24 protein-coding genes are annotated in these 22934 nt (G+C 65.7%); 12 read left to right on the top strand and 12 right to left on the bottom strand.

From position 1 onward, the window contains the following. Positions 1 to 25 precede the first annotated feature (25 nt). The gene (locus WS95_RS28115) at positions 26 to 1015 is read right to left on the bottom strand and encodes a hypothetical protein (protein ID WP_257139961.1); all 990 of its coding nucleotides are present in this window, start codon (positions 1013 to 1015) and stop codon (positions 26 to 28) included. Between the two features lie 315 nt (positions 1016 to 1330). On the opposite strand from WS95_RS28115, the gene WS95_RS35195 reads away from it, so the two are divergent. The 5 genes from WS95_RS35195 (at position 1331) to WS95_RS28135 (ending at position 6150) form a co-directional block, all read left to right on the top strand. Then, positions 1331 to 1930 (top strand): hypothetical protein, encoded by a 600-nt coding sequence (locus tag WS95_RS35195; protein ID WP_156444599.1) that lies wholly within the window; start codon positions 1331 to 1333, stop codon positions 1928 to 1930. 577 nt (positions 1931 to 2507) lie between these two features. Then, positions 2508 to 2714: a DUF2191 domain-containing protein gene (locus WS95_RS28125; protein ID WP_059827509.1), complete on the top strand. Its 207-nt coding sequence runs from the start codon at positions 2508 to 2510 to the stop codon at positions 2712 to 2714. After that, on the top strand, positions 2711 to 3094 hold the full coding sequence (locus tag WS95_RS34310; RefSeq protein ID WP_080747848.1) for a type II toxin-antitoxin system VapC family toxin: 384 nt from the start codon (positions 2711 to 2713) through the stop codon (positions 3092 to 3094). Before WS95_RS28125 ends, WS95_RS34310 begins: the two co-directional genes overlap by 4 nt. Positions 3095 to 3659: 565 nt before the next feature. Next, positions 3660 to 5705, top strand: a complete 2046-nt coding sequence (tkt, locus tag WS95_RS28130; RefSeq protein ID WP_059827286.1) for a transketolase — start codon at positions 3660 to 3662, stop codon at positions 5703 to 5705. 130 nt (positions 5706 to 5835) lie between these two features. Beyond that, positions 5836 to 6150, top strand: a complete 315-nt coding sequence (locus tag WS95_RS28135; RefSeq protein ID WP_034209161.1) for a hypothetical protein — start codon at positions 5836 to 5838, stop codon at positions 6148 to 6150. 373 nt (positions 6151 to 6523) lie between these two features. On the opposite strand, the gene WS95_RS28140 is transcribed toward WS95_RS28135, so the two are convergent. After that, positions 6524 to 6847 (bottom strand): winged helix-turn-helix transcriptional regulator, encoded by a 324-nt coding sequence (locus WS95_RS28140; RefSeq protein ID WP_230624958.1) that lies wholly within the window; start codon positions 6845 to 6847, stop codon positions 6524 to 6526. Positions 6848 to 6998: 151 nt separating this feature from the next. On the opposite strand from WS95_RS28140, the gene WS95_RS28145 reads away from it, so the two are divergent. After that, the gene (locus WS95_RS28145) at positions 6999 to 7853 is read left to right on the top strand and encodes an SDR family oxidoreductase (protein ID WP_059827288.1); all 855 of its coding nucleotides are present in this window, start codon (positions 6999 to 7001) and stop codon (positions 7851 to 7853) included. A gap of 209 nt (positions 7854 to 8062) precedes the next feature. On the opposite strand, the gene WS95_RS28150 is transcribed toward WS95_RS28145, so the two are convergent. From WS95_RS28150 to WS95_RS28195, 10 genes are all read right to left on the bottom strand, one after another. Next, positions 8063 to 8959: an amidohydrolase family protein gene (locus WS95_RS28150; protein ID WP_059827290.1), complete on the bottom strand. Its 897-nt coding sequence runs from the start codon at positions 8957 to 8959 to the stop codon at positions 8063 to 8065. An 88-nt stretch (positions 8960 to 9047) separates the two neighbouring features. Further along, complete coding sequence (gene rhaM / locus WS95_RS28155; protein WP_034209484.1) at positions 9048 to 9362, bottom strand: L-rhamnose mutarotase; 315 nt, start codon at positions 9360 to 9362, stop codon at positions 9048 to 9050. A 17-nt stretch (positions 9363 to 9379) separates the two neighbouring features. After that, positions 9380 to 10168: an SDR family NAD(P)-dependent oxidoreductase gene (locus WS95_RS28160; protein WP_059827292.1), complete on the bottom strand. Its 789-nt coding sequence runs from the start codon at positions 10166 to 10168 to the stop codon at positions 9380 to 9382. A gap of 95 nt (positions 10169 to 10263) precedes the next feature. Then, complete coding sequence (gene rhmD / locus WS95_RS28165) at positions 10264 to 11442, bottom strand: L-rhamnonate dehydratase (RefSeq protein ID WP_059827293.1); 1179 nt, start codon at positions 11440 to 11442, stop codon at positions 10264 to 10266. 104 nt (positions 11443 to 11546) lie between these two features. After that, positions 11547 to 12482, bottom strand: coding sequence for a dihydrodipicolinate synthase family protein (locus WS95_RS28170; protein ID WP_052100410.1), 936 nt, complete (start codon positions 12480 to 12482; stop codon positions 11547 to 11549). Between the two features lie 78 nt (positions 12483 to 12560). Further along, complete coding sequence (locus tag WS95_RS28175; protein WP_034209155.1) at positions 12561 to 13445, bottom strand: glycosyltransferase family 2 protein; 885 nt, start codon at positions 13443 to 13445, stop codon at positions 12561 to 12563. A gap of 154 nt (positions 13446 to 13599) precedes the next feature. Then, positions 13600 to 14301 carry a GntR family transcriptional regulator gene (locus tag WS95_RS28180; RefSeq protein ID WP_034209154.1) on the bottom strand — a complete coding sequence of 234 codons (702 nt, stop codon included), beginning with the start codon at positions 14299 to 14301 and terminating at the stop codon, positions 13600 to 13602. 90 nt (positions 14302 to 14391) lie between these two features. Continuing rightward, a complete protein-coding gene (locus WS95_RS28185; RefSeq protein WP_059506131.1) occupies positions 14392 to 15189 on the bottom strand; it encodes a maleate cis-trans isomerase family protein in 798 nt (265 codons plus the stop codon). Next, complete coding sequence (locus WS95_RS28190) at positions 15186 to 16430, bottom strand: D-amino acid dehydrogenase (RefSeq protein WP_059779895.1); 1245 nt, start codon at positions 16428 to 16430, stop codon at positions 15186 to 15188. Before WS95_RS28190 ends, WS95_RS28185 begins: the two co-directional genes overlap by 4 nt. Positions 16431 to 16453: 23 nt before the next feature. Continuing rightward, the gene (locus WS95_RS28195; protein WP_179949063.1) at positions 16454 to 16804 is read right to left on the bottom strand and encodes a RidA family protein; all 351 of its coding nucleotides are present in this window, start codon (positions 16802 to 16804) and stop codon (positions 16454 to 16456) included. A gap of 319 nt (positions 16805 to 17123) precedes the next feature. Between WS95_RS28195 and WS95_RS28200 the strand changes: the two genes are divergently transcribed. From WS95_RS28200 to WS95_RS28225, 6 genes are read left to right on the top strand one after another with little or no spacing between them, the layout of a single operon-like run. After that, entirely contained in the window at positions 17124 to 18224 is a 1101-nt protein-coding gene (locus WS95_RS28200; protein ID WP_034209151.1) for an ABC transporter substrate-binding protein, read from the top strand. A gap of 36 nt (positions 18225 to 18260) precedes the next feature. Continuing rightward, entirely contained in the window at positions 18261 to 19154 is an 894-nt protein-coding gene (locus tag WS95_RS28205) for a branched-chain amino acid ABC transporter permease (RefSeq protein ID WP_059779891.1), read from the top strand. Further along, complete coding sequence (locus tag WS95_RS28210) at positions 19147 to 20034, top strand: branched-chain amino acid ABC transporter permease (protein WP_082747021.1); 888 nt, start codon at positions 19147 to 19149, stop codon at positions 20032 to 20034. The genes WS95_RS28205 and WS95_RS28210 overlap by 8 nt, the downstream gene beginning before the upstream one ends. Continuing rightward, positions 20031 to 20816: an ABC transporter ATP-binding protein gene (locus WS95_RS28215; RefSeq protein ID WP_059779887.1), complete on the top strand. Its 786-nt coding sequence runs from the start codon at positions 20031 to 20033 to the stop codon at positions 20814 to 20816. The genes WS95_RS28210 and WS95_RS28215 overlap by 4 nt, the downstream gene beginning before the upstream one ends. Next, positions 20813 to 21532, top strand: coding sequence for an ABC transporter ATP-binding protein (locus WS95_RS28220; RefSeq protein WP_059794332.1), 720 nt, complete (start codon positions 20813 to 20815; stop codon positions 21530 to 21532). The genes WS95_RS28215 and WS95_RS28220 overlap by 4 nt, the downstream gene beginning before the upstream one ends. Further along, positions 21529 to 22926, top strand: a complete 1398-nt coding sequence (locus WS95_RS28225) for an MFS transporter (RefSeq protein WP_059827297.1) — start codon at positions 21529 to 21531, stop codon at positions 22924 to 22926. Before WS95_RS28220 ends, WS95_RS28225 begins: the two co-directional genes overlap by 4 nt. Positions 22927 to 22934 lie beyond the last annotated feature (8 nt).

The following is a 22934-nucleotide window of genomic DNA, read 5'->3' on the forward strand; positions in this document are numbered from 1 at the left end:
GGCGGATACACGCCGCGCGCGTCCGTCACACGGCGAAGATCCGGCGCTGGTAGTCGAGGATCAGGCGATCGATGTCCTGATCGGAGCGTCGCGGCTGGCTTTTCGGCTCGAGCCAGAGCCACCGCATCATCCGGTAGCGCGCCTCGACGCACATCAGCCATGCGTCCCAGTCAGACCAGTGTCGCAGCAACGGGATGTTGCGAATGTCCCGCAGCCCGTCGCGGATCTCGTACACGTTGAAGTACTTGCTCGCGCGCTGACTCAATTCATCGAATGCGCGGGCGGCTTGCTCCGGGTCGGCAAGCAGGAAGTCGTGGATTTCGACGATGACGTGGCTGCCGGAGAGGTGCTCCAGCAGCGCGTCGTCGAACAGGTCGAACTCGGCGCCTTCGATATCGCACAGGATGACCCGTCCGGCCGGCTCCCCGCCGTGCTCCGACAGGATCGCGGGCAGGTTGCGATCGGCCTTGCCGTAGACGGCGACGCGGTCCGCCAGCCCCATTTCCGCGGCGCGGTGCTGGATCGCGTGGCGGCGTTGCTCGTCCATCTCGAAGCACAGGCTGCGCGCAAAGACGTTGTTCCTGACCAGGCCGATGCCGAAAATGCCGTCGGCGGCACCGAGATCGACCAGCACCTTTTCAGGCGATCCGAGCGCTTCGAGGATCGCGCAAACGGCGATCTCGTAGGTGCCGAGCAGATAGCCGCCGACCGCGACTTCCGCCCAATGACTGAAGCCGATCGGAAACCCGCGCAGGATGCCGTACTGGACGATCGAGCCCGTCTGCTCGCGCAGCAACTGCGATAGATAGTGCAGGCGAAGATTCGCGGCCTGGATCGAGCTTTGGTTGAAATATTGCGCGTGGTCCATTTTTATCGTTCTCTCGGGGTGAAGAAGCGCGTAGGGAAGGGCGGCGATGGCGGGACGCTCCGGCGTGGTCCTGCCTGGGACCAGAATATAACGCGTTGGCGGGTCGTTCAGGAAGCTGGCTTTCCGGCAGCGGCGTCGACGTCGCATCGGTTGATGATTGCCGGCCGCAGGTCTCGCCGGGATGTTCGGGACGCGGCGACCCGCTTCGGCTATCGCCATAGGACCCGGTGAACGACAGGGAACGATCGCAAACCGACCGGCGCGAGTTGGCCGCCAAACGAACGTCAGTGTGGATTGGCGCGTTACACGCGTGCAGAACGATCTGTTCATGCTCGTCCGCCGTGAAATCTTGTAGCATCACCAGCGTAACGGGTACGGCATGACACAGATGACCAAACACGTACAAAAGTGGGAAGTCAGGTCGTTCCGATGAACACGCCTCGATCTATTCGGGTATCTGTTATGCAGACCACATGGCGAACAATTAAGAGAGCATTATGTGGAGCGGTCCTCGGCGCTTTCAGTGCCGTCGCGATGGCACAAACACCGGAACCGCAGTTTGTACAACTGAGCACGGGACCGATTGTGCAGGAACATGCACACCGGCTGGTGGTGACCGACGCCCGGCATGGCAAGGTGCGGACCCTGGAGGTTCCTGGCGCGATACGGCGTGCATTGATGGCGTCATCGAGCGTCGCATTTCCCGCGGCGCGCTCCCGAGTGATCGATGGCCATGAATTCCTCATGGTGGTGATCAATCAATCGTCCAGCGACAATCCAATGGGCTACTGCGGGGCCGGCGAGGAAGGAACGCTTTATGTACTTCGCTTGGATGGCAAACGTGCAGAACCCATCTACTCGACGCTGGTGCAGAGCTGCATCGACAACATCGACTTGTTCACCGATTTGGGGAACAAGTCTCCCTATCTTGCGATCGCGTGGACCGAGGGGGGAGACGGCTTCCGTATTCGCTGGGCGAATTACGGGAAACCAGAACCTCTTGCTCGGCAGTATCGCTATACGAATGGCAACTTCATCGTCGATAGCGAACTACCCAACTGACCGGGACTCCTTCAGCACATTCTGCAGTTGCGCGGAATCCGCATGCGAGTCTTGATCTGCTGTCGGCGACGTCGCCGACCGGTGATACCGCCTGAAGGACCGAATCGATCTGATAAGTTTTCTGCGGGAGAATTGCGTCCCGGCAGTCGATCCCAGGTCGATAGTTTTTGTTTGACATAATATCTATTATCGTTTTATTGGGGTCGGAGTTAAAAGTTACAGTCCGGACTAGGCAAGCATGTCGGTTTCCGGCTACGCCGAAAGAATACAAATAAGCCTTCGGTCGCAACGGCTTTCCAGTGCCGGTAATTGTGCAGCAGCCCATTACACAATTATCGTGGTGGCACGACATGCTTGACGACACCTCACACCTGCCTTGGTGTGAGCATAGAGATCGAAACGGTTGCCCATGCGTGCGCCAGCGACGTTCGCCAACTTCTAACGCCACCGTAGTCGGATCTCCTTGGCGAAAGCGTCACGGCCCCACTTCAGGCCGATTGGTGATCCGCTTGTCAATGACTGAATCGCTGTTGAGTTGATGCTAAGATTGATGCGGAAAAGCATCAAAGGAGCCATCATGCGTACCACCGTCACCGTCGACGACGCTCTCTATGCGCGCGCACTCGAACTCGCCGAACCTGGCATGCCGCCGGCCGACCTATTCCGGGCGGCACTTGAAACCTTCGTGCGCGTCCAGGCCGGTCAACGCCTGGCCGCCTTGGGCGGTCGCGCGCCCGACATGGCAGATGTCCCGCGCCGCGCTCCTGAGGTAATCGTCCGATGAGTGTGTTGGTCGACACGTCCGTGTGGGTCGAGCATTTCCGGCGGTCACTACCAGCCCTTATCCAACTTCTGAGCGTCGATAACGTCCTTACACATCCACTGGTGATACTTGAGCTCACGTGCGGGACGCCGCCCGAACCGCGGGCACGAACGCTGGGAGATCTCGCGTTATTGCGCCAGACGCGCCGCGCGACGCCAGGCGAAGTAGCGGACTGGATCGAGCGGGAACGGCTGTATGGGCGCGGATGCGGTGCCGTGGATTGCACGCTGCTTGCATCGGTGCTGTTGACCCCGAACACCCGACTCTGGACGCGCGATCGGCGGCTCGCGCAACTGGCAGAGCAATTCGGGGTTCACTACGAACCGCCTGACCTGCATTGAGCGAAGCAGTTGCGGACTTCTTTGCGCGGTCTGTCGCCGTGCCTAGGCGCGGTCCCGCTTCGCTCCTCGCGGTTAGGCCGCCCGCTTCTGGGCGGGCCGCCCATCCGTGCGGCAAGTGCCAGAAAAACCAGATCAGACTGCCGGCCTACCGATTCGTTGCACGTCCGCAGTGCGTGGCGTTGATAGGTCACGGCCCGTTACCAATCCAGAATGCCTTTTAGCGCCTGCTCCATCTCTTTCTGCTTTGGGGACATAGTGTGGTGGTCGACCCATCCCGGACGCTGCGTTAAGTTTCGCATGCGTCGAGCTGGCCGCGCGGCGGGCTGAATCGAACTGAACCGCTATTAAAGCAGGGACAGTTGGCGTGGATCTCGTGTGGATACCGAGACGAGGTCGACATCCTTCCCGACACGTTGCATCCAGGCAATGACGGGGACGCGCACCCCATCAACGATTAAGTCGAAGGCAAACGCTTCGAACATCTCCCCATATCCTCGCCATCGCCGAGAAGGTACGCATATTGCACCGTCGCCTCATCTTTCCCCCAGCCAACATAGGAGAACCGATGAGCGATCCCACCGCAAATTCCGGGACGACTGCGAAAGCGGTGCCGTCCCCACGAGACCCCCATCTGCGCGCGCTGGCGAACTGTATCCGCTTCCTCGCCATGGATGCAGTCCAGAGAGCCAACAGCGGCCATCCTGGTGCGCCAATGGGGTTGGCTGACGTCGCGACGGTCCTGTTCAAGGAGTTCATGCAATTCGATGCATCGGACCCTCACTGGATCGACCGAGACCGGTTCGTGCTTTCCAACGGACACGCGTCGATGCTCCTCTACAGCCTGCTCTATCTGATGGGCTATTCGGACATGACCATCGACGAGCTGAAGCGGTTCCGGCAAGTCGGCAGCAAGACACCCGGTCATCCGGAGTACTCGCACGCCGATGGAATCGAACTGACTACCGGTCCCCTCGGTCAAGGCATCGCGGACGCCGTCGGCATGGCGTTGGCCGAGCGCGTGATGAATGCGCACTTCGGCGACGATCTCGTCGATCACTACACGTACGTATTTCTCGGTGACGGTTGCCTGATGGAAGGCATCAGCCACGAGGCCATTTCGTTGGCCGGCCACCTCCGGTTGGGCCGATTGATCGCGTTCTGGGACAACAATTCGATTTCGATCGACGGCGCCACCAAGCTCGCAGTCTCGGACGACGAGATCGAGCGCTTTCACGCAGCGGGATGGCATGTCCTGGAAATCGACGGCCACGACACGGATGCGATACGGAACGCCATCGAGACCGCCCGGACAACGCATGATCGACCGACCTTGATCGCATGCAGGACGATCATCGGGTTCGGCTTTCCGACGAGGGCTGGAACCGAGAAAGCCCATAGCGATGCCCCGGGCGAGGATGAAATTTCGGGCGCACGTCAGGCCCTCGATTGGCATTCGCCGCCGTTTGAAATCCCGGACGACCTGCTGAAAGCATGGCGGGAGATCGGCGCGCGCGGCCGCAAGACGAGACTCGCATGGGAGGAGCGCGTGCGCCGGGCGCCGCCAGCGCTGCGCACCGAATTCGACCGGCGCAATGCCGGAAGGCTTCCGGATAACTGGAAGGCGGCGATCGAGGCGGCACGGCAGGCGTTTATCGTCAGTGGCAGTGCAATGGCCACCCGCAAGGCCAGCGGTGAAGTGCTCGATCGTCTCGTCGACGCGATTCCGGAATTGCTGGGCGGCTCGGCGGATCTTACGCAGTCCAACAATACGAAGACGAAGAAGCAAATCGCGATCGAGCCCGGCCGGTTCAACGGTTCGTACCTTCATTACGGCGTCCGCGAACACGGCATGGCCGCCGCCATGAACGGCATTGCCCTTCATGGCGGTCTCATTCCGTACGGCGGCACGTTCCTTTGTTTTTCGGACTACTGTCGACCGGCGATCCGGTTGAGCGCGATGATGCGGGTGCGGTCCATCTTCGTGATGACGCACGATTCCATCGGTCTCGGAGAAGACGGTCCGACTCATCAACCCGTCGAACACCTTGCCGCCCTTCGGGCCATTCCCCAACTCGCCGTCTATCGGCCGGCCGATCCAGTCGAAACGGCAGAGTGCTGGGAACTGATTCTCGAACAGCCCCGCCGGGCTGCCCTCCTCGCATTGTCACGACAGCCGGTCCCGCTCCTGCGCAACGAGCCTGGAAACGAAAACAAGTCGGCACGCGGTGCCTATATTTTGCGGGAGGCCGATGGCGGACCGCGCCAACTCACGTTGCTCGCGACAGGTTCGGAGGTCGACCTCGCCGTCCAGGCACGCGACGTCCTGCAGCACGAAGGCGTGCCGACGGCTGTCGTATCGATGCCGTGCCGCCTGCTGTTCGAGGAACAGCCACGCGATTACCAGCGGGCCGTGCTGGGCGCTTCTCCCGCGAGGGTCGCGGTCGAGGCGGCGGTCGAACTGGGATGGGAGCGGTACATCGGACCGAAAGGCCAGTTCGTCGGCATGCACAGCTTCGGCGAGTCCGGGAAAATCAAGGACCTGTACGACAAGTTCGACATTACGGTCGATGCGGTTGTTCGCGCGGCGCATCAGACATTATCCGAAGTGTGACGTTGCTGCGCTCCGGTCGAGATGCGATGACCTCGCGGGGCTCGGATAGGCTTGGAGAAGTGGGCGGCCTCGATTTTCGGTGGATTCTCGCGTAGCGTTAGAATAGCGCCCCTTCTCATGGGAGACGACAATGTCCTGGTTCGTTTACGAAGTGCCCGAATATCACGAAGACGCTGCGCGCATCGAGCCCTTCAGCGACCTGCGCAGCCGCGTGCTGCAAGTGAGTGGCGTGGCCATGGCCGACGAGTTGGAAAGCGTTCGCGAGAATGCCGCGGCGACGGCGGACACCCCTGATCGTCCGCTGCGTACGCCGGAAAATCCGCATGTCTTTCCCATTCCTTACGCCGACTCCATGATCCTCGTCGGATTCATCTTCGATCTGAAGCGCGAATTCCGGCAACTGGTCGTGTCGCCCGTGGAAATGCCTTGGCTGAAAGACGCGTAAAGCGTTGCGTCGGCGCGATCGTGTGGATCGATTGCCGCGAGCCGGCTGCTGGCCGGGCCGTTGAGCCGCGACCCGCTTGTGATGATCGTGGGCTGTGCGGTCCCGGTGCCGGTCTCGCCAACGTCGTGCACGTCCTCCTCGGCATGGGGGCGTCCTTCCGCACCCAGCAGGTCCGTGGAGACGAACTGAATCCGCGGGACGCTCAATTTTCAAAAGCGCCGACGAAGAAGAGGCAAAGCGCGCCAAGCCCGTTCGTCTTCAGGCTATTGCTTCGCCCGGTGGGCAATGCGTCGCGTGAAATCGTTTCCCGAGCGCCCGCGATTTCCTCAGCCAATCTCGTTGAAGCGCCACCTCTCGGCCCCGTTGCGAATGACTAGCGCGGCCGGTCGCGAAGCAGCAGACGCGACCCGACCTCCACGATCGACGTAATCGCCGGCAGCAGTTCCCTGCCCAGCGACGTCAATTCGTATTCGACCGACGGCGGCGACGTCGGCAACACGCTTCGCCGGATCACGCCCCGCTCCTCGAGATCACGCAACCTGCCGGTCAGCACCTTCGCGGTGATGGTCGGGTTGTCGCGCCGCAACTCCGAAAACCGGCGCGGGCCGTTGCTCAGGCACCAGATCAGTTCGGGTGTCCACAGGCCGCCGATCAACGCCATGCATTTCGACATCGGACAGCCGGGCAGCGGCTCCACCTTCTTTCGCATTCTCAAGCCCATCGTCGTCCCACCGAGGTTTCCATTTGGTTACTTGAAAATGATGGTAACCGATGGATAGGTGGTTTCCAATGGAAACCTTCGTCCCTACACTTGGAACCTCACCTACCGATACACGGAGAGAACGAACATGTATGCAATAACGGGAGCATCCGGGCAACTCGGGCGCCTTGTGATCGACGCATTGCTTGAAACCGTGCCGGCCAGCCGGATCGTCGCGGCGGTCAGGGATCCCGCGAAGGTGCGCGACCTTGAGGCGCGTGGCGTGGTGGTGCGCGAGGCCGACTACAAGCGGCCTGAAACGCTCGCCAGCGCGTTCGTCGGTGTCGACAAGCTTCTGCTGATCTCGTCGACCGAAGTCGCCGGCCGCGTGCCGTTGCATCGCGCGGTGATCGATGCGGCCGGACAGGCCGGCGTCTCGTTGCTCGCCTATACGAGCATGCTGCACGCGGACACTTCGCCTGCCCGGCTTGCGATCGAGCATCGGCAGACGGAAGAAGTCATTGCGGCGTCGGGCCTCCCCGCCGTCATCCTTCGCAATGGCTGGTACACCGAGAACCACCTGATGGCCCTTCCCGCGGCGCTCGAGCACGGCGCGTTCATCGGGGCCGCCAAGGCGGGGCGCTTCTCTTCCGCCGCGCGGAAGGACTATGCCGAGGCGGCAGCCGTGGTACTGACGACGGACGGCCATGCAGGAAAGACGTATGAACTCGCGGCCGACGATGCGTTCACGTTGGCGCAGCTGGCCGCGGAGGTTTCGCGGCAGTCCGGCAAGACCGTCGTCTACAACGATCTTGCGCAGGAAGCCTATGCAGACGCGCTGACGAGCGCCGGGTTGCCGCCCGAGCTTGCCGGCATCCTCGCCGATGCCGACGTGGCCGCGTCGCGCGGTGCGCTGTTCGACGACGGCGGCGCCCTCGCGCGACTGATCGGTCGACCCACGACGCCGTTGGCGAGCGTCGTCGCGACTGCATTGCGCGGTTAAAGCGGGCAAGCTCCGGAGAAGCGCCGGCCAGCACCGCTCGACGTCGGGCAGTGTGGCCGGCGCCTGGACAGCCGCATCGATCTCGTCGGCCGCCCTGCTGCTCGCGGTCCGTCGGAACCGGAGAATGCGCACGTTGCGGCCCGGTGCACATCACGCCGAGCGACGACGCGCGCACCGCACATCCGTCGACGTTCACGGTGGCACGTGGCTCACAACCGGTAAATTCGCAGTGCATTGTGGACGAACAGTGCGTCGCGCTCATCGTCGCGGGCGCCCGCGACGATCTCCGCATAGGCGTGCCAGAGCGCTGGATAGCCGGCATGGAGCCGATCGACCGGGAAATTCGACGCGAACATGCAGCGCGCCGCGCCGAACACGTCGATCGCCTCCAGCACGTACGGGCGGAAACTCTCGACCGACCAGCGATGGTCGAACATCGCGAGCCCGGACAGCTTCATCGTCACGTTCGCGCGCCGCGCGAGCCCGCGCAGTCCGTCGCGCCATTCGCGCCAGCCGTGCACGCTGCTCCGGTCGACGAACATGCCCGTGTGATTGACGATCACGGGCGTGTCCGGGTGCGCATCGATGACGGCGAGCGCGGCGCCGACCTGGGCCGGGTACAGCTGCAGGTCGAACGACAAACCGAACTCGCTCAGCATGCCGAAGTGCTCTCGCCAGCGCGGCTCGGCCAGATAGTCCACGTCGACGTAGTTGTACCAGGGGTCCGGATGCCGGTTCAGCACCTGCCGGATGCCGCGCACGTTCGGATGCGCCGCCGCGTCGGCGAGCCGGATGCGTGCGTCCGGCGCGAACAGGTCGACGCCGGCGACGATGCCGTCCGGCATCCCGCCGCTCGCCGGCGCGTCGGCAAGCGCCTGCAGCCAGTCGACTTCGCTCGGCGTCGTCCAAGCATCGTGGATCGCCTCGACATGCACGACCTTCAGCACGTCGAGATCCGCGCCGGCGTCCGCGCGCAGGTCCGCAGGCAGGTAGCGACGAGGCAAATCCGCCACCGCGCCGGAGAACGCCGGCTGGGCGCGATCGAGCCAGCCGTAACTCAGCGCGTCGGCGTCCCAGAAATGGACATGGGGATCGACAACCTGCATGTGAGCTCCGTGAGTTCATGCGACACGACGATTCGCTGCGACGGGTCGGCACACGTCGAGCGCTGCCGATCCGTCGAACGGGCCGGTCTCATTCCAGATGAAACATCGGCGCCAGCGCTTTCTCCACCGGACGTCCGTCCGGTCCGGTCGCCATCAGGTCGGCCATGTACGCCCACCAGCGACGCATCACATCCGTTTCGGCAAGTTGCGCGATCCGGTGATCGGCCGGCCGTTTGAGCACGGCGAACAGGTGATGGGTGTCGTCGTCGAGAAAGATCCAGTAGTCCGAAATACCTGCTGCACGAAGCGCGTCGGCCAGTTCCGGCCAGATCGCATCGTGCCGGCGCCGGTATTCGTCCTGCTTGCCGGGGTGCAGGCGCATCCTGAAGGCGATCGTTTCCATGCCCATGCCTCGCGGTGTCATTGCAGGTTCACGTACATGCCGCCGTCGACGAGCAGCGCGGCGCCATTCACGTAGCGCGCCATGTCGGACGCGAGAAACACGACGCAGTCGGCGACGTCGTCCGGCTCGCCGAGGCGGCCGAGCGGAATCCGGCGCTCGAAGTACTCGGTCTTGCCGGGCGCGGCGAGATCGTCGTCGTTGATCTCGGTGCGGATCGTGCCGGGCAGCACCGAATTGCAGCGAATCCGATGCGGCGCGAGCGCAACCGCGCACGACTGCATCAGCGCATGGACGCCGGCCTTGGTCGGCGTGTAGTGCGTCTGCATGCCGCCGCCGACCAGCGCGCTGATCGAACTGGTCGCGACGATCGCGCCGCCCTGCCCTTGCGCGGCCATTTGACGTGCGGCGGCCTGGGTCATGTAGAACGCGCCGTGCAGGTTCACTGCCATCGTTCTTTGCAGCAGTTCGGGCGGCAAGTCCAGAAAGCCGTGGAACGGGCAGATTCCGGCATTGCTCGCCAGCACGTCGATCCGGCCGAATCGCTCGACCGCGGCCGCGACGAGCGCGCCGGCCGTGTCGGGCTGCGCGACGTCGCCCGGTACGGCCAGCGCATCGCGCCCCGTCGCGCGGACCGCGTCGACGAGCGCGTCGATCTCGTGATCGGCCTGCGCAGGCAGCAGCGGGTTGGTCCAGTAGTTCACGACGACGTCGGCGCCATGCCGCGCACACGCCAGCGCGATCGCGCGGCCGATCCCGCGCGATCCGCCCGTCACGACGACGATCCTGTCCTCGAGCAACTTCGTCATTGCGCCCTCCTCCCTCTCGACCGTCACGCGTTCGGCAGCGGCCGCCGCCGTTCGAGCCGGCCGGCCTCACGATGCGAGTGCACGCCTGCGCGCGCTCAGTGTTCGTACGGGCGCTGCATGCGCACGTCCGGATTCAGGCGCACGCCGAAACCGGGCGTGTCGGGCACCCTCATCCGTCCGCCGACCGGCACCGGCTCGTCGAGCAGCAGCGGATCGAACATCGGCACGACACGATCCGCCTGCGGCGCCATCATCAGGAATTCGGCGAACGGGCTGTTGTGCCGCGTCGCGACGAAGTGGTAGCTGTAGACCGACGAGCCGTGCGGAATCACCAGCACGCCGCGCGCGTCGGCGAGCGCCGAGATCCGGATCAGCTCGGTGAGCCCGCCGCACCAACCCACGTCCGGCTGAATGATGTCGCAGCACTCCATCTCGAGCAGCATCCGGAAGCCCCAGCGGGTCGCTTCGTGCTCGCCGGTCGTGACGAGCATGCCGCGCGGCACGTCGCGGCGCAGCTTCGCGTAGCCCCAATAGTCGTCGGGCGGCAGGCATTCCTCGATCCATTTCAAACCGAGTGCGTGCGCTTCGTGCGCGAGCCGCGTCGCATACGGCACGTCGAGACTCATCCAGCAGTCGAGCATCAGCCAGAAATCGGCGCCGACGCGCGAACGCATCTCGGCCAGCGCCTCGAGATTGCGGCGCAGACCGGCCTCTCCTTCGGCCGGGCCGTGATGCAACGGCAGCTTGCCGCCGATGAAGCCCATCTCCTTCGCGAGATCGGGCCGCGCACCGGTCGCGTAGAACTCGAGCTCGTCGCGCACCTTGCCGCCGAGCAACTGATGCACGGGCTCCCGCCGGACCTTCGCGAGCAGGTCCCACAGCGCGAGATCGACGCCGGAAATCGCATTGAGTACGACGCCCTTGCGTCCGTAGTACAGCGTCGCGTAGAACATCTGATCCCACATCTTCTCGATGTCGGTCACGCGCTGCCCTTCGATGAAGCGCGCGAGATGCCGCTCGACGATGAACGCGCCGATCTCGCCGCCGGTCGTCACCGCAAACCCGACCGTTCCGTCACTGGCCTCGATTTCGATCACGAGCGTGCCGAGCACGTTGATACCGAACGACTGGCGGCTCTGCCGGTATTCGGGGTAGCGCGACATCGGCGTCGCAATGTGGTCGTCGATCCAGTGACCGGTATCCTGATCGTGATAGTCGGCACCGCCACCACGCACCGTCAGCGCGCGAACCGCGCGTATCGTCGGCATGCTCATTCTTCGGGTTCCTTGGTTGGGTTATCGCGTGCGAAGGCCGCCCGTACGCGTCGTGCGCACCGGCTGCGGCGGAAATCGGAACGTCGTGCCGCGCGGTGGCCGCGTCAGCGTGCCCAGCGCAGCACCAATGCGTCGAGCCGTCGCGCAATCTCGATCAGGCCCGCGCGCGTCGCTGGATGCAGCGGCGCGAGCGGGCGGCGCGGCGCGTCCGATGCGATCACGCCGCCCTCCTTCATCAGTGCCTTCGCCGCCAGCAGGCCGGCCTGACGGTTCTCGTAATTGATCAACGGCAGCCATTGCTCATAGCGCGCGACCGCGTCGTCACGCTGCCCGGCCAGATACGCGGCGAGAATCGGCTGCAGCCCGTCCGGGTACCCGCCGCCGAGGATGCTGCCGGTCGCGCCCGCATCGAGATCGGCGAGCAGCGTGATCGCTTCCTCGCCGTCGAACGGCCCTTCGATCGCATCGCCGCCGAGCGCGATCAGCTCGCGCAGCTTCGCCGCCGATTGCGGCACCTCGATCTTGAAATAGCGCAGATTCGGAATCGTGTGCGCGATGCGCGCCAGAAACGCGGCCGATACCTGCGTGCCGCTCATCGGCGCATCCTGGTACATGATCGGAATCGCGATCGCGTCGGAGAGCGTCGCATAGAACTGCTCGATCGCGGCCTCGCCGCAACGGATCGTCGCGCCGTGGTACGGCGGCATCACCATCACCATCGCCGCACCGGCCGCCTGCGCGGCGCGGCTGCGCGCCGCGCAGATCGTCGGATTGAAATGCGTGGTCGTCACGATCACCGGCACGCGCCCCGCCACGTGCTCGAGGATCGCCGCGATGAGCCGCTCGCGCTCGTCGTCGGTCAACGAAAACTGTTCCGAGTAGTTCGCGAGGATGCACAGGCCGTCCGCTCCCGCGTCGATGATGAAGTCGACACAGCGCTTCTGGCCCGGCATGTCGATCTCGCCCGACTCGGTGAAGATCGTCGGCGCGACGGAGAACGCGCCCGTATAGCGGCGGTGAATCGGCTTGGTCAAGCTCATCTGGAATCCTCTCTTGTAATAAGTGGTCCGAATTTAATGGCGCGTGGGTCGTGCGCCAATACCACGATCAATCACGCGTCACACGCGCCCGTACCGTCCTCGCAGCCCGTCCGTCACGCCGCAATAGATCGCCTTCAGCTTCAGACGCTTGTTGCGCGCATGCAGCAGCACGAACGCGACGTGCTTGAGCGTGATGAGATTGATCAGCAGCATCGCCGGATAGCGCCGCCAGTAGTCGCGTGCGACGAGGATGCAGTTGCGCGCCGCATAGTAGTGGCGCAGCGGGCTCTGGTCGAATATTTCGACACGCGGCCAGTGCTGCTGCGCGGACGGGCTGCCGAGTTCGTGGGGCAGCGACACGTCGGCGTTGACGCACACCGGCACGCCGTGCGCTTGCGCGCGCATGCAGTATTCGGCGTCGACGTGGTCGATGAAGAAATCCTCGCGAAAGCGACCGAGCGCGCGATACGCGTCGAGCGAGATCGCGGTGCCCGACGAGATGATGACCGAACACGACAGCAGGCCATGCGCGCCGCCGTGGATCGGCGTGATCTGCGCGGACCAGCGGCGCACCGTGAACAACGGCAGGTCGCGCTGAAAATTGCGGTTGAAGATCCGCGGCCCGACCAGGAAACGGCTGTCGCCCACCCGTGCGCAACCGGCCAGCATTCGGTCGAAATAGTCGTCCGGAACGTAAGAATCCTGATCGAAGATGAAGAAGACGTCGCAGCCGCGGCCGATCAGGAATTCGACGCCGGCGTTGAACGCCCCGGCGATACCGCCGCGATTGTGATTCGCGATCACGTCGACGCCGCCTTCGGCGAGCCGTGCATACAGCGCACGATCGGCGACGGGCGAATTGTCGACCGCGACGACGGCGGGGCTTTTCGCGGGCAAGGTCAGCAAATGCTCGATCTGCGCTGCGGACGGCTTGTACAGCGTGACCAACGTACCGTGTGTCATGACGGCACCTCGTGACGATCAAGTAGCGATGCGCCGCGCCGGTCGATCCGGGCGGCCCGTCCTCCTTTGCACGACTGCTTGTCTCGTCGACCGGCCCGCGCTGCCCGCTCGCATGCTGCGTGCGAGCGTCGCAAAATCCACGGCCGGTCTTGTTTTATCTTGCGTACAGCTTGACGACGCTTGCCTGGACGACGCGCGTGATCTCCTCCATCCGCCAGCGGATATGCGTGTCGGTCAGCGCCGCGCAACGTGCCGCATCGCGTTCCGCCAGCGCGTCGAGAATCTCGAGATGCTCGGTAAACGCCTCGTTGCGTCGCTGATCGACATCGACCCAGCGCACGTAGTGAATCCGTGCGTTGATCCCTTGCAGTACCCGGCCGATCTCGGCGTTGCCCGACAACGCGGCCAGCTCCAGGTGAAACTCCTCGTCCTTGACGACCAGCTCCGACGACGACATCCGAGCGGCATTCTTCATCACCTGCTTCCAGAAGCGTCGCAGCGCCTTGATGTCGTTGTCCGATGCGCGCTCGCACGCGAGCATCACCGCGGTCGTCTCGATCGAGCGACGCAATTCGAACAGATCGAACACATCCTTCCCCTCCAGTTCCCGAATGAAGAAACCGCGGTTCGGCACGAACACCAGCAGGTTTTCGGCAACGAGCCGGTTCAGTGCCTCGCGAATCGGCGTACGACTCACGTTGAAGCGCTCGGCGAGCTCCAGTTCGTTGAACCGTTCGCCCGGCCGGATCTCGTACAGCACGGCCATCTGTTTCAACTGCTCGTAAATCTCGTTGACCGTGAGGCCCGTGCGCATCGGCGCCGCGGTCTCCCGGCCAGCCATAACGGAAGTCGACATCTCGTCTCCTGGTTCCACCTGTTGTCACCGCGCGTCATTATCCACCGGCATTTCGCCCGCGCGCGTCTTGTTGCATGCACGAGCCATGCGTCAGCGCATCAGCAAGCTGCCGAAGCCCGGCACGGGATCGTCGATGCCCGCGAGCCGCAGCGCGTGCCACGCGAGCGCGTGATTGCTCGACAAGACGGGTTTGCCTGCGCGCGCTTCGATGTCGGCCAGCGCATCGACGATACGCAGGCTCGTGCACGACACGAACACGGCATCGACGGCCGGATCGGCGGCGAGCGTCAGCACCGCGTGCTCGATCGACGCGCGCTCGATCCGGGCGACCTCGTTGTCGTCGCGGTGCTCGAACGAGCCGACCCGCACGATATCGACGCCGCGCGCGCGCAGGTACGCGGCCATCGCATCGTTGATCGTGCGCTCGTACGGCGTCAGCAGCGCGACGCCGCGCGCGCCGAGCGCCGTCAGCGCGACGCGCGCCGCGGTGATCGGCGTGGTGCACGCGACGCCGGGCCGCGCCTCGCGGATGCGCTCGAAGACGCGCTCCTCGCCCAGCACCATCGACGCCGACGTGCAGCCGAATGCGACGACGTCGAGGCGCTCGCCCGGCCGGATCAATTCAACCGCGGCGCAGATCCCGCCGTCCATCTGCGCGAGCGTCTCGGCCGTGATCTCGGCCGAATTCGCGATCCGGCTTTCGTAGAACGCGACGCCATCGATCGCGAGCAGACGCCGCCACTCGTATTCGATCGTATGATCGGTCGCCAGCACGACGAGGCCGATCGCCGCGCGCCGCGCGATGCCGGCGTCGAGCGAGAAATCGAAGCGGGCGTAGGCGCCGACGCCCGGATCGGACGCCTCGGAGGGTGACAGAAGTTCGCTCATTGCAGGGTCATCCCGGTGATGTCGATGTCGGGCCGCTTGCCGTGGATCAGATCCGCCACGATCTTCGCGGTGCCGCACGACATGGTCCAGCCCATATGGCCGTGGCCGGTGTTGAAAAACAGGTTGCGGTGCCGGGATGCGCCGATGATCGGCGTGCCCTCCGGCGTCATCGGCCGCAGCCCGGCCCAGTACGACGGCTTCGCGTAGTCCGCGCCGTTCGGGAACAGTGCCTGCGCGGTCGCGAGCATGTGCGCGAAATCGTGCGGCGAATGCGTGGTGTCGTAGCCGCTGAACTCGGCGGTCGCCGTCAGCCGCAGCCGGTCGCCGAAGCGCGCCCAGGCGACGAGCTGGTTCTCCTCGACGCCGCCGAGCGCGGGCGGCTCGTGCGTGTCGCCGATCGGCAGCGTGACCGAGTACCCCTTGACCGGATAGATCGGCAGCCGGTAGCCGAGCGTGCGCGCGACGAACGGCGAGTACGCACCGAGTGCGAGCACGTATCGATCGCCGGTCACGCGGCCCTGCGACGTCTCGACATAGTCGATCGCATCGGCGCTCGCGCGCACGCCGTCGATCGACGCGCCGAAGCGGAATTCGACGCCGAGCGCGCGGCAGCGCTCGGCGAGCGCGCGCGTGAAGAGGTGCGCGTCGCCGCTCTCGTCGCTCGGGCAATGGATCGCGCCGGCGATCCCGGCCGCCGCGTGGCGCAGCGCCGGCTCGCGTTCGACGGTGGCCCGCGCATCGAGGATGTCGAGCGGCAGGCCGTTGTCGGTCAGAATCCGCATGTTCGCGACGCCCCGCTCGAACGACGCCGGATCGCGATACAGGTACAACAGCCCGCCGCTCGTCCGGTCGTACTCGAGCCGTTCGTCGCGCGTCGCCTGCTGAAGCCGCTGCTGCGCGTAGCGACACAGCCGCACCTTGATCGACGTATTGCGTCGCGAGCGCTCGGCCGTGCAGTTCTGCAGGAACAGCGCGCACCAGGCCCACATGCGCCAGTCGGGCGTCCATTTGAGCCGCAGCGCCTGGCCGTCGGCAAACAGCGACTTGAAGAGAATCCTGGGCGCGCGCGGCGATGCCCAGGTATACGAATGGCCCGGCGCGATCAACCCCGCGTTCGCGAAGCTCGTTTCGAGCGCGACGCCGTCGCGACGTTCGATCACCGTCACCTCGTCGCCCGCCTTCGCGAGAAAATACGCGGTGGTCACGCCGACGATGCCGCCGCCGAGCACGATCGTCTTCATCGTCCGGTTCTCCTGTCCTGGTCCTAGCTCGCGGCGATCGCCGCGATCTCGACCGTGTACTGCGGAAACGCGAGCTTCGATTCGACGCACGCGCGTGCCGGCGGCTCGCCCTGCGGCACCCACGCGTCCCATACGCCGTTCATCTCGGCGAAGCTGCGATAGTCGGCCAGCCAGATGCTCGCGGACACGATCCGGCGCTTGTCGAGCCCCGCGCTTTCGAGCAGCCGGTCGATCTTGTCGAGAATCTGCCGGGTCTGCCCCGCAACGTCGAGCGACGTGTCGTCCGCCACCTGCCCGGCGACGAATGCCAGCCCGCCCGCGACCACCAGCTGGCTCATCCGTTCACCTGCGCCGTATCGCTTGATCTCCACCATCTGACAGCCCTCCGAGAGTCGTGTCGAGTTGGGCTGATTTAAGCACTGCAATTCACCTCTGTATACACTTTTTTCAGAAATATTCGCCATTGCGCCAGATTGGCGCGCCCGTGCACCACGACTATCCATGCTCTTTATCGTCGTGCATAAATGCATGAAAACAGGGCGATTTTTCTGCTTCAGACAAGAATTCCGCAATTCCTCTCAGCGACTTGAAAATTTATTTGCAAACGATTTTTGATCTGTGATTCTGTCGACACTTCTGTATATCAAACCATGCCGCCAACCGTGCGGCCGACCATGCGACGGGAGAACGAAGATGAAGGCAAGTCAGTGGAGTGTCGGTGTCTGGATCGCGCTCGGTGCGCTTGCGTCGGGCGCTGCGCAGGCTGACGTCAGCGTGGGCGCGGTGCTGCCGCTGACGGGCGCGAGTGCGTCCATCGGCGAAGACCAGCGGCGCGGCATCGAACTCGCCGTCGCGCAAATCAATGCGAAAGGCGGCGTGCTCGGCCAGAAGCTCGCGGTGCACATCGAGGATTCGGGCGGCTCGGCCAATACCGCGCTCGACGCCGCGCGCAAGCTCGCGACCGTCGAACACGTGCCGGTCGTGCTCGGCGAGTTCTCGTCGTCGGTGACGATTCCGGTCGGACAGTTCCTGGTGCGTCAGGGCGACGTGCACATCAACATCGGCTCGTCGAGTCAGCAGGTGCGCAAGATCGGCGCGGGCTCGTTCAGCGTGATCGGGCTGGACGACCTGTCCGCGCGCTTCGCCGCGCAGGACGTGTACGCCCGCAAGCTGCGCCGCATCGCGCTGATCGCGCCGAACAACGGCTACGGCCAGGGCATCGCGGGCGAATTCAAGAAGCGTTTCGAGGCGCTCGGCGGCACGGTGGTGTCGACCGTGCTCTACACGGAAGGGCAATCGACCTATCGCCGCGAACTGGAGCAGGCATCGCGCGCGCAGCCCGACGCGTATGTCTACAGCGCCTATGGCCAGGAGGCCGCGACGCTGAACCGGCAGGCATTCGAGATGCGGCTCAACCAGCATCCGTGGTACGGCATCTACCTGACGATGTGCACGAGCGACACGCCCGCGCAGATCGCGCAAGGCCAGATCGGCCTCGAAGTCGCCGCGCTCGGCGCGGGCGCGAAAGCGTATGCGAGCGCCTATCAGGCCGCATACAACGAGGCGCCGCGCTCGGCGTTCGGCAGCTATGCGTACGACGCGACGCTGTTGTCCGCCGCGGCGATCGGCCGCGCGCAGTCCGTCGACCCGGCGAAGATTCGCACGGCGCTCGCGGCATTGGGCAAGTCGTATACCGGCGTGACCGGCGCGATCGCGTTCGATGCGGACGGCCAGCGGGAAGTCCAGCCGTACGAGAAGGTGGTCTACCGCCAATCGGTTGTCGCGCAGCAGTGAACGACCGCCCGCCTGGACGAACCCGAGGACATCGCCATGCTGTCATTCATTGTCGACGTATTGATTCGCACCGCCGATCTGCTGCTGGTGTCGGTCGGCCTGTCGACGCTCTATTCGCTGATCCGTTTTCCCAACATCGCCCATGTGCAGTACGCGATGCTGGGCGCATTCGCGACGCTCTGGCTGGAACGCGCCGGGCTCCCGTTCGCGCTCGCGACGGCCGTGTCCTGCGCGCTGGTCGGCACGGCCGCGACGCTGCTGAACCTGCTCGTTTTCGCGCGGCTGCTGCGCTCCGGCAGCGCGGTAGCGATGATCGGCTCGCTCGCGATCTCGATGCTCGCGGTCGCGCTGGTGCTCGGCGTCGCCGGCTCGCGGCCGCAGCAGTATGCGCAGGACGTGCATCCGCCGATGGTGATTGCCGGCGTCGCGCTGTCCATGCCGCAGCTGGGCTCGATCGCATGCGGCGCCGGCGCGCTCGCGATCTTTGCGGCGCTGCTGTACCGCACCGGGCTCGGGCGGGCGATGCGTGCGCTCGCGTCGAATCGCGCGCTGGCGCTCGCGACCGGCATCGACGCGACGCGCGTGACCAACGTGATCACGTTCGCGAGCGGCGTGCTGGCGGCGCTCGGCGGCACGATGCTCGGCGCCACCGAGAGCGTGCATGTGAATCTCGGCTACGGATTGCTGATCCCGGTGTTTTCCGCGGCGATCCTGGGCGGTCTCGGCAACCCGCTCGGCGCCGCGGCCGGCGCGCTGTTGATCGCAGTGGCCGAAACCCTCGCACTGAACGTCGACTTCGGCGGGCTCGTCGACCGGCCGATGCAATTCTTTCCGGTCGAGTACGTCGGCGCGGTGTCGTTCGCGATCCTGCTCGCCGCACTGATTTTCCGGCCCTATGGCATCTTCGATCGGGAGGTGCGGCGTGTCTAGCTTCGTCATCCATCTGCTGACCGTCGGCTGCCTGTACGCGACGATGGCGCTCGGGTTGAACCTGCAGGCCGGCTATGCGGGACTCGTCAATTTCGGCTTCATTGCGTTCAGCGGGCTCGGCGCGTACGCGGCCGGCATCGCGTCGCAGCTCGGCTGGCCGTTGCCGTCGGCCCTGGCGCTCGCGCTGGCCGCCGCGGGTGCGCTGGCGGTCGTCGTCGCGCGGCTCGGACGGCAGCTCTCCGCCGACTACTGGGGGATCGCAACGCTCGCGATCGCCGAGATCCTGCGCACGATCGCGCTCAACGAAAGCTGGCTCACCGGCGGCGCGCAAGGCATTGGCGGGATCGCGCCGCTGTTCCCCGGGCTGCGCGCGCCGTGGGCCGATCTCGCGTTCCTCGAGGTCACGGCCGGCTGCCTCGCGCTCACCTACGCGGCGTACCGGCGCCTGACCTCGAGCCGCTTCGGCCGCGCGCTGAAGGTGATGCGCGAAGAACCCGCGCTCGCGGTCTGCTTCGGCTACGATCCGCTCGCGCTGAAGACGCGTGCGTGCATCGCGGGCGCGCTTCCCGCCGCGCTGGCCGGGGCGCTCGCCGCGTGGTACATCGGCTATGTCGGGCCGGACGCGATGATCGCGTCCGAGACCTTCGCGCTCTGGACCGTCGTGATGGTCGGCGGCCTCGGCAGCCACCTGGGCGTGCTGGTCGGCACGCTGATCGTGCAGGCCGTCTACGCGCTCGCGCCGTTTCTCAAGGATTGGCTCGACGTCGGCAGCGACCTGACCGGCGCGGTGCGGCTAGGCCTGGTCGGCGTGATGCTGCTCGCGTGCGTGCTGTGGCGGCCGCACGGGCTCGTACCCGAACGCCTGGAGGCGCGGCCATGAGCGCGCTGCTCGATCTCGACGGCGTGACGATCCGCTACGGCGAGAACGTCGTCTTGTCCGGGGTCACGCTGTCGGTCGACGGCGGCGAGATCGTCGGATTGCTCGGCCCGAACGGCTCCGGCAAGAGCACCGCGCTCAACGCGATCACCGGCTTCGCGCCGCTCGCGGCGGGCGCCATCCGCTTCGACGGTCGGCGGATCGACACGCTGTCGCCGCACACGATCGCGCGGCTGGGCGTACGCCGCACGTTCCAGTTGCCGTCGATGCCCGCGCGCATGTCGGTGCTCGAACTCGCGATGGCGGCTTCGTCCGCCCGCCACGGCATCGCCGCCGCCCTCTGGCGCGGCCGTGCGACGCGCGCGCTCGATGCCGACACCCGTGCACGCGCCGCCGCGTTGCTGGACGAACTGAAACTGTCCGGCGTCGCGCACCTCTCCGCCGCGTCGATTTCCGGCGGCCAGAAGAAGCTGTTGGGCATCGCGTGCGCGATGATGACCGAGCCCAAACTGCTGCTGCTCGACGAGCCGACCGCCGGTGTGCACCCGAACCTGCGCGGCGAACTGATCGACGAGTTGCAACGGATTCGTAAAACGGGCGTCACGCTGGTCGTCATCGAGCACGACATGCATTTCATCCGCGAGCTGTGCGACCGCTGCATCGTACTCGACCGTGGCGTGACGATCGCGAACTGCCGGCCGGCCGAGCTGGAGCGCAACCGTCGCGTACTCGACGCGTATCTCGGGCGTGCTCATGCCGCCCCTCGGCCGCTGGAGGCGTCATGATCGACGTGCGCGAACTCGTCGCCGGCTATACGCCCGAAGTCGACATCCTGCATGGCGTGTCGCTCACGGTCGGCGCCATCGACATCGTGACGATCCTCGGCCCGAACGGCTGCGGAAAATCGACGCTGCTGAAGGCGATCGCGGGCTTCGTGCTGCCTCGTGCGGGCAGCGTGACGATCCAGGGCACGGACGTGGCGCGCGTGCCGGTTCATCGAAAGATCCGCGAGTACGGGATCGGCTTCGTGCCGCAGACCGACAACGTGTTCGCGTCGCTGACCGTGCGGGAAAACCTGATGCTCGGCGGTCAGTCGATGTCCGCGTTTCCGCGCGAGGCGCGGATCGACGAGCTGTGCGAGCAGTATCCGGTCCTGCGGCGTCGCTACCGGTCGCTCGCGGGTGCGTTGTCCGGCGGCGAGCGGCAAATCGTGTCGCTCGCGCGCGCACTGATGCCGCGCCCGGTGTTGCTGCTGCTCGACGAGCCGTCGGCCGGCCTGTCGCCGAAGATGGTCGACGAGGTGTTCGACGCGATCGTCCGGATGCGCGACACCGAGCACATCGGCGTGCTGATGGTCGAACAGAACGCGATCGAAGCGCTGCGCATCGCGGATCGCGGCATCGTGCTGACGATGGGGCGCGTCGCGCTCGAAGGCCCCGCGGCCGCGTTGCTCGACAGCGACGAGATGCGACGCCTGTACCTTGGCGGGAGAGCCGCATGAGCGGCGGGAGCGCCACGCCGGCCGCCGGCGCCTACCCATCCGCCGCGGCGCGCCCCGTGCTCGTGATGGTCGCGCTCGCGTGCGGCTTCGTGATGGCCATGCTCGACGTGACGATCGTCAACGTCGCGCTGAAGGCCATGGAAACCAGCCTGTCGATGTCGCTGACCGCGCTGGTGTGGGTCGTCGATGCGTACACGCTCAGCTTCGCCGCGCTGCTGCTGCTCGGCGGCGCGCTCGCGAACCGCTACGGGTCGAAGGCCGTCTACGTCGCCGGGCTCGCGCTGTTCGTCGGCGCGTCGGTGCTGTGCGCGGCCGCGCAGTCCAGCGGCGCACTGGTCGCGGCGCGCCTCGCACAGGGTGTCGGCGCGGCGCTCTTCATGCCGAGTTCGCTGAGCCTGCTCACGCTCGCGTTCCCGCCGGGGCCGATGCGCACGCGGATGATCGGCATCTGGGGCGCGCTGGTGTCCGCCGCGATGGCGCTCGGCCCCTGCGTCGGCGGCGTGCTGGTCGACGCGATCGGCTGGCGTGGCATCTTCTGGGTGAACCTGCCGGTCGGTGCGGCCGGCCTGTGGCTCACGTACCGGCATATCGCACGGGCGCCGCGTCATCCCGGCCCGTTGAATGCGCTCGGCCATCTGTTCGGCGCGCTCGCGCTCGCCGCGCTGAGCTTCACGCTGATCGAAGGGCCCAGCGCCGGCTGGCGCTCGCCGTCGATCGTCGCCGGCGTGGCCTCGACGTTGGCCGCCACCGCGGCATTCGCGTTGCGCGAGCGCTACGCGCACTCGCGCATCCTGTCGCCGGCGCTGCTCGCGAACCGGCGTTTCGTCGCGGGCAGCACGCTGGGCCTCGCGATCAACTTCGGCATTCTCGCCGAGATCTTTCTGTTGAGCCTCTATTTGCAGAACGTGCGCGGCGCGAGCGCGCTCGTCGCCGGCTTCGAGCTGTTTCCGCTGATGGCGATGTTCGGCATCGGCAATCTCGCGTCCGCGAAGGTCAGCGCCCGGCTCGGCACGCGCCGCACGCTGCTCGTCGGGCTCGCGCTCGCCGCGCTCGGCAGCGTGGCGCTCGTCGGCGTCTCGGCGATGCCGTATCCGGTGCTGGCCGTCGCGGTCGGCCTCGCGAACTTCGGCGCCGGACAGGCCATTCCGGCGATGAATCTCGTCGTGATGCAGTCGGCCGATGCGGCGGACGCGAACCTTGCCGCCGCGTCGCTGAACGCGAGCCGGCAGATCGGTTCGCTCGTCGGCATCGCGATCGCGTCGGTGATCCTGCACGTGATCGACGACCCGGACCGCGCGACGGCCGCCGGCTTCGCGGTGATCGCCGCGCTGTACGCGTTCGGCTTCGCGATCGTATTCCGCGCGATTCACGCCGGGGGCGCCGAGCAGCCGTAGCCGCGCGT

Origin of the sequence: Burkholderia sp. MSMB1826, from assembly GCF_001526325.1 — a bacterium.
Lineage (GTDB): Bacteria > Pseudomonadota > Gammaproteobacteria > Burkholderiales > Burkholderiaceae > Burkholderia.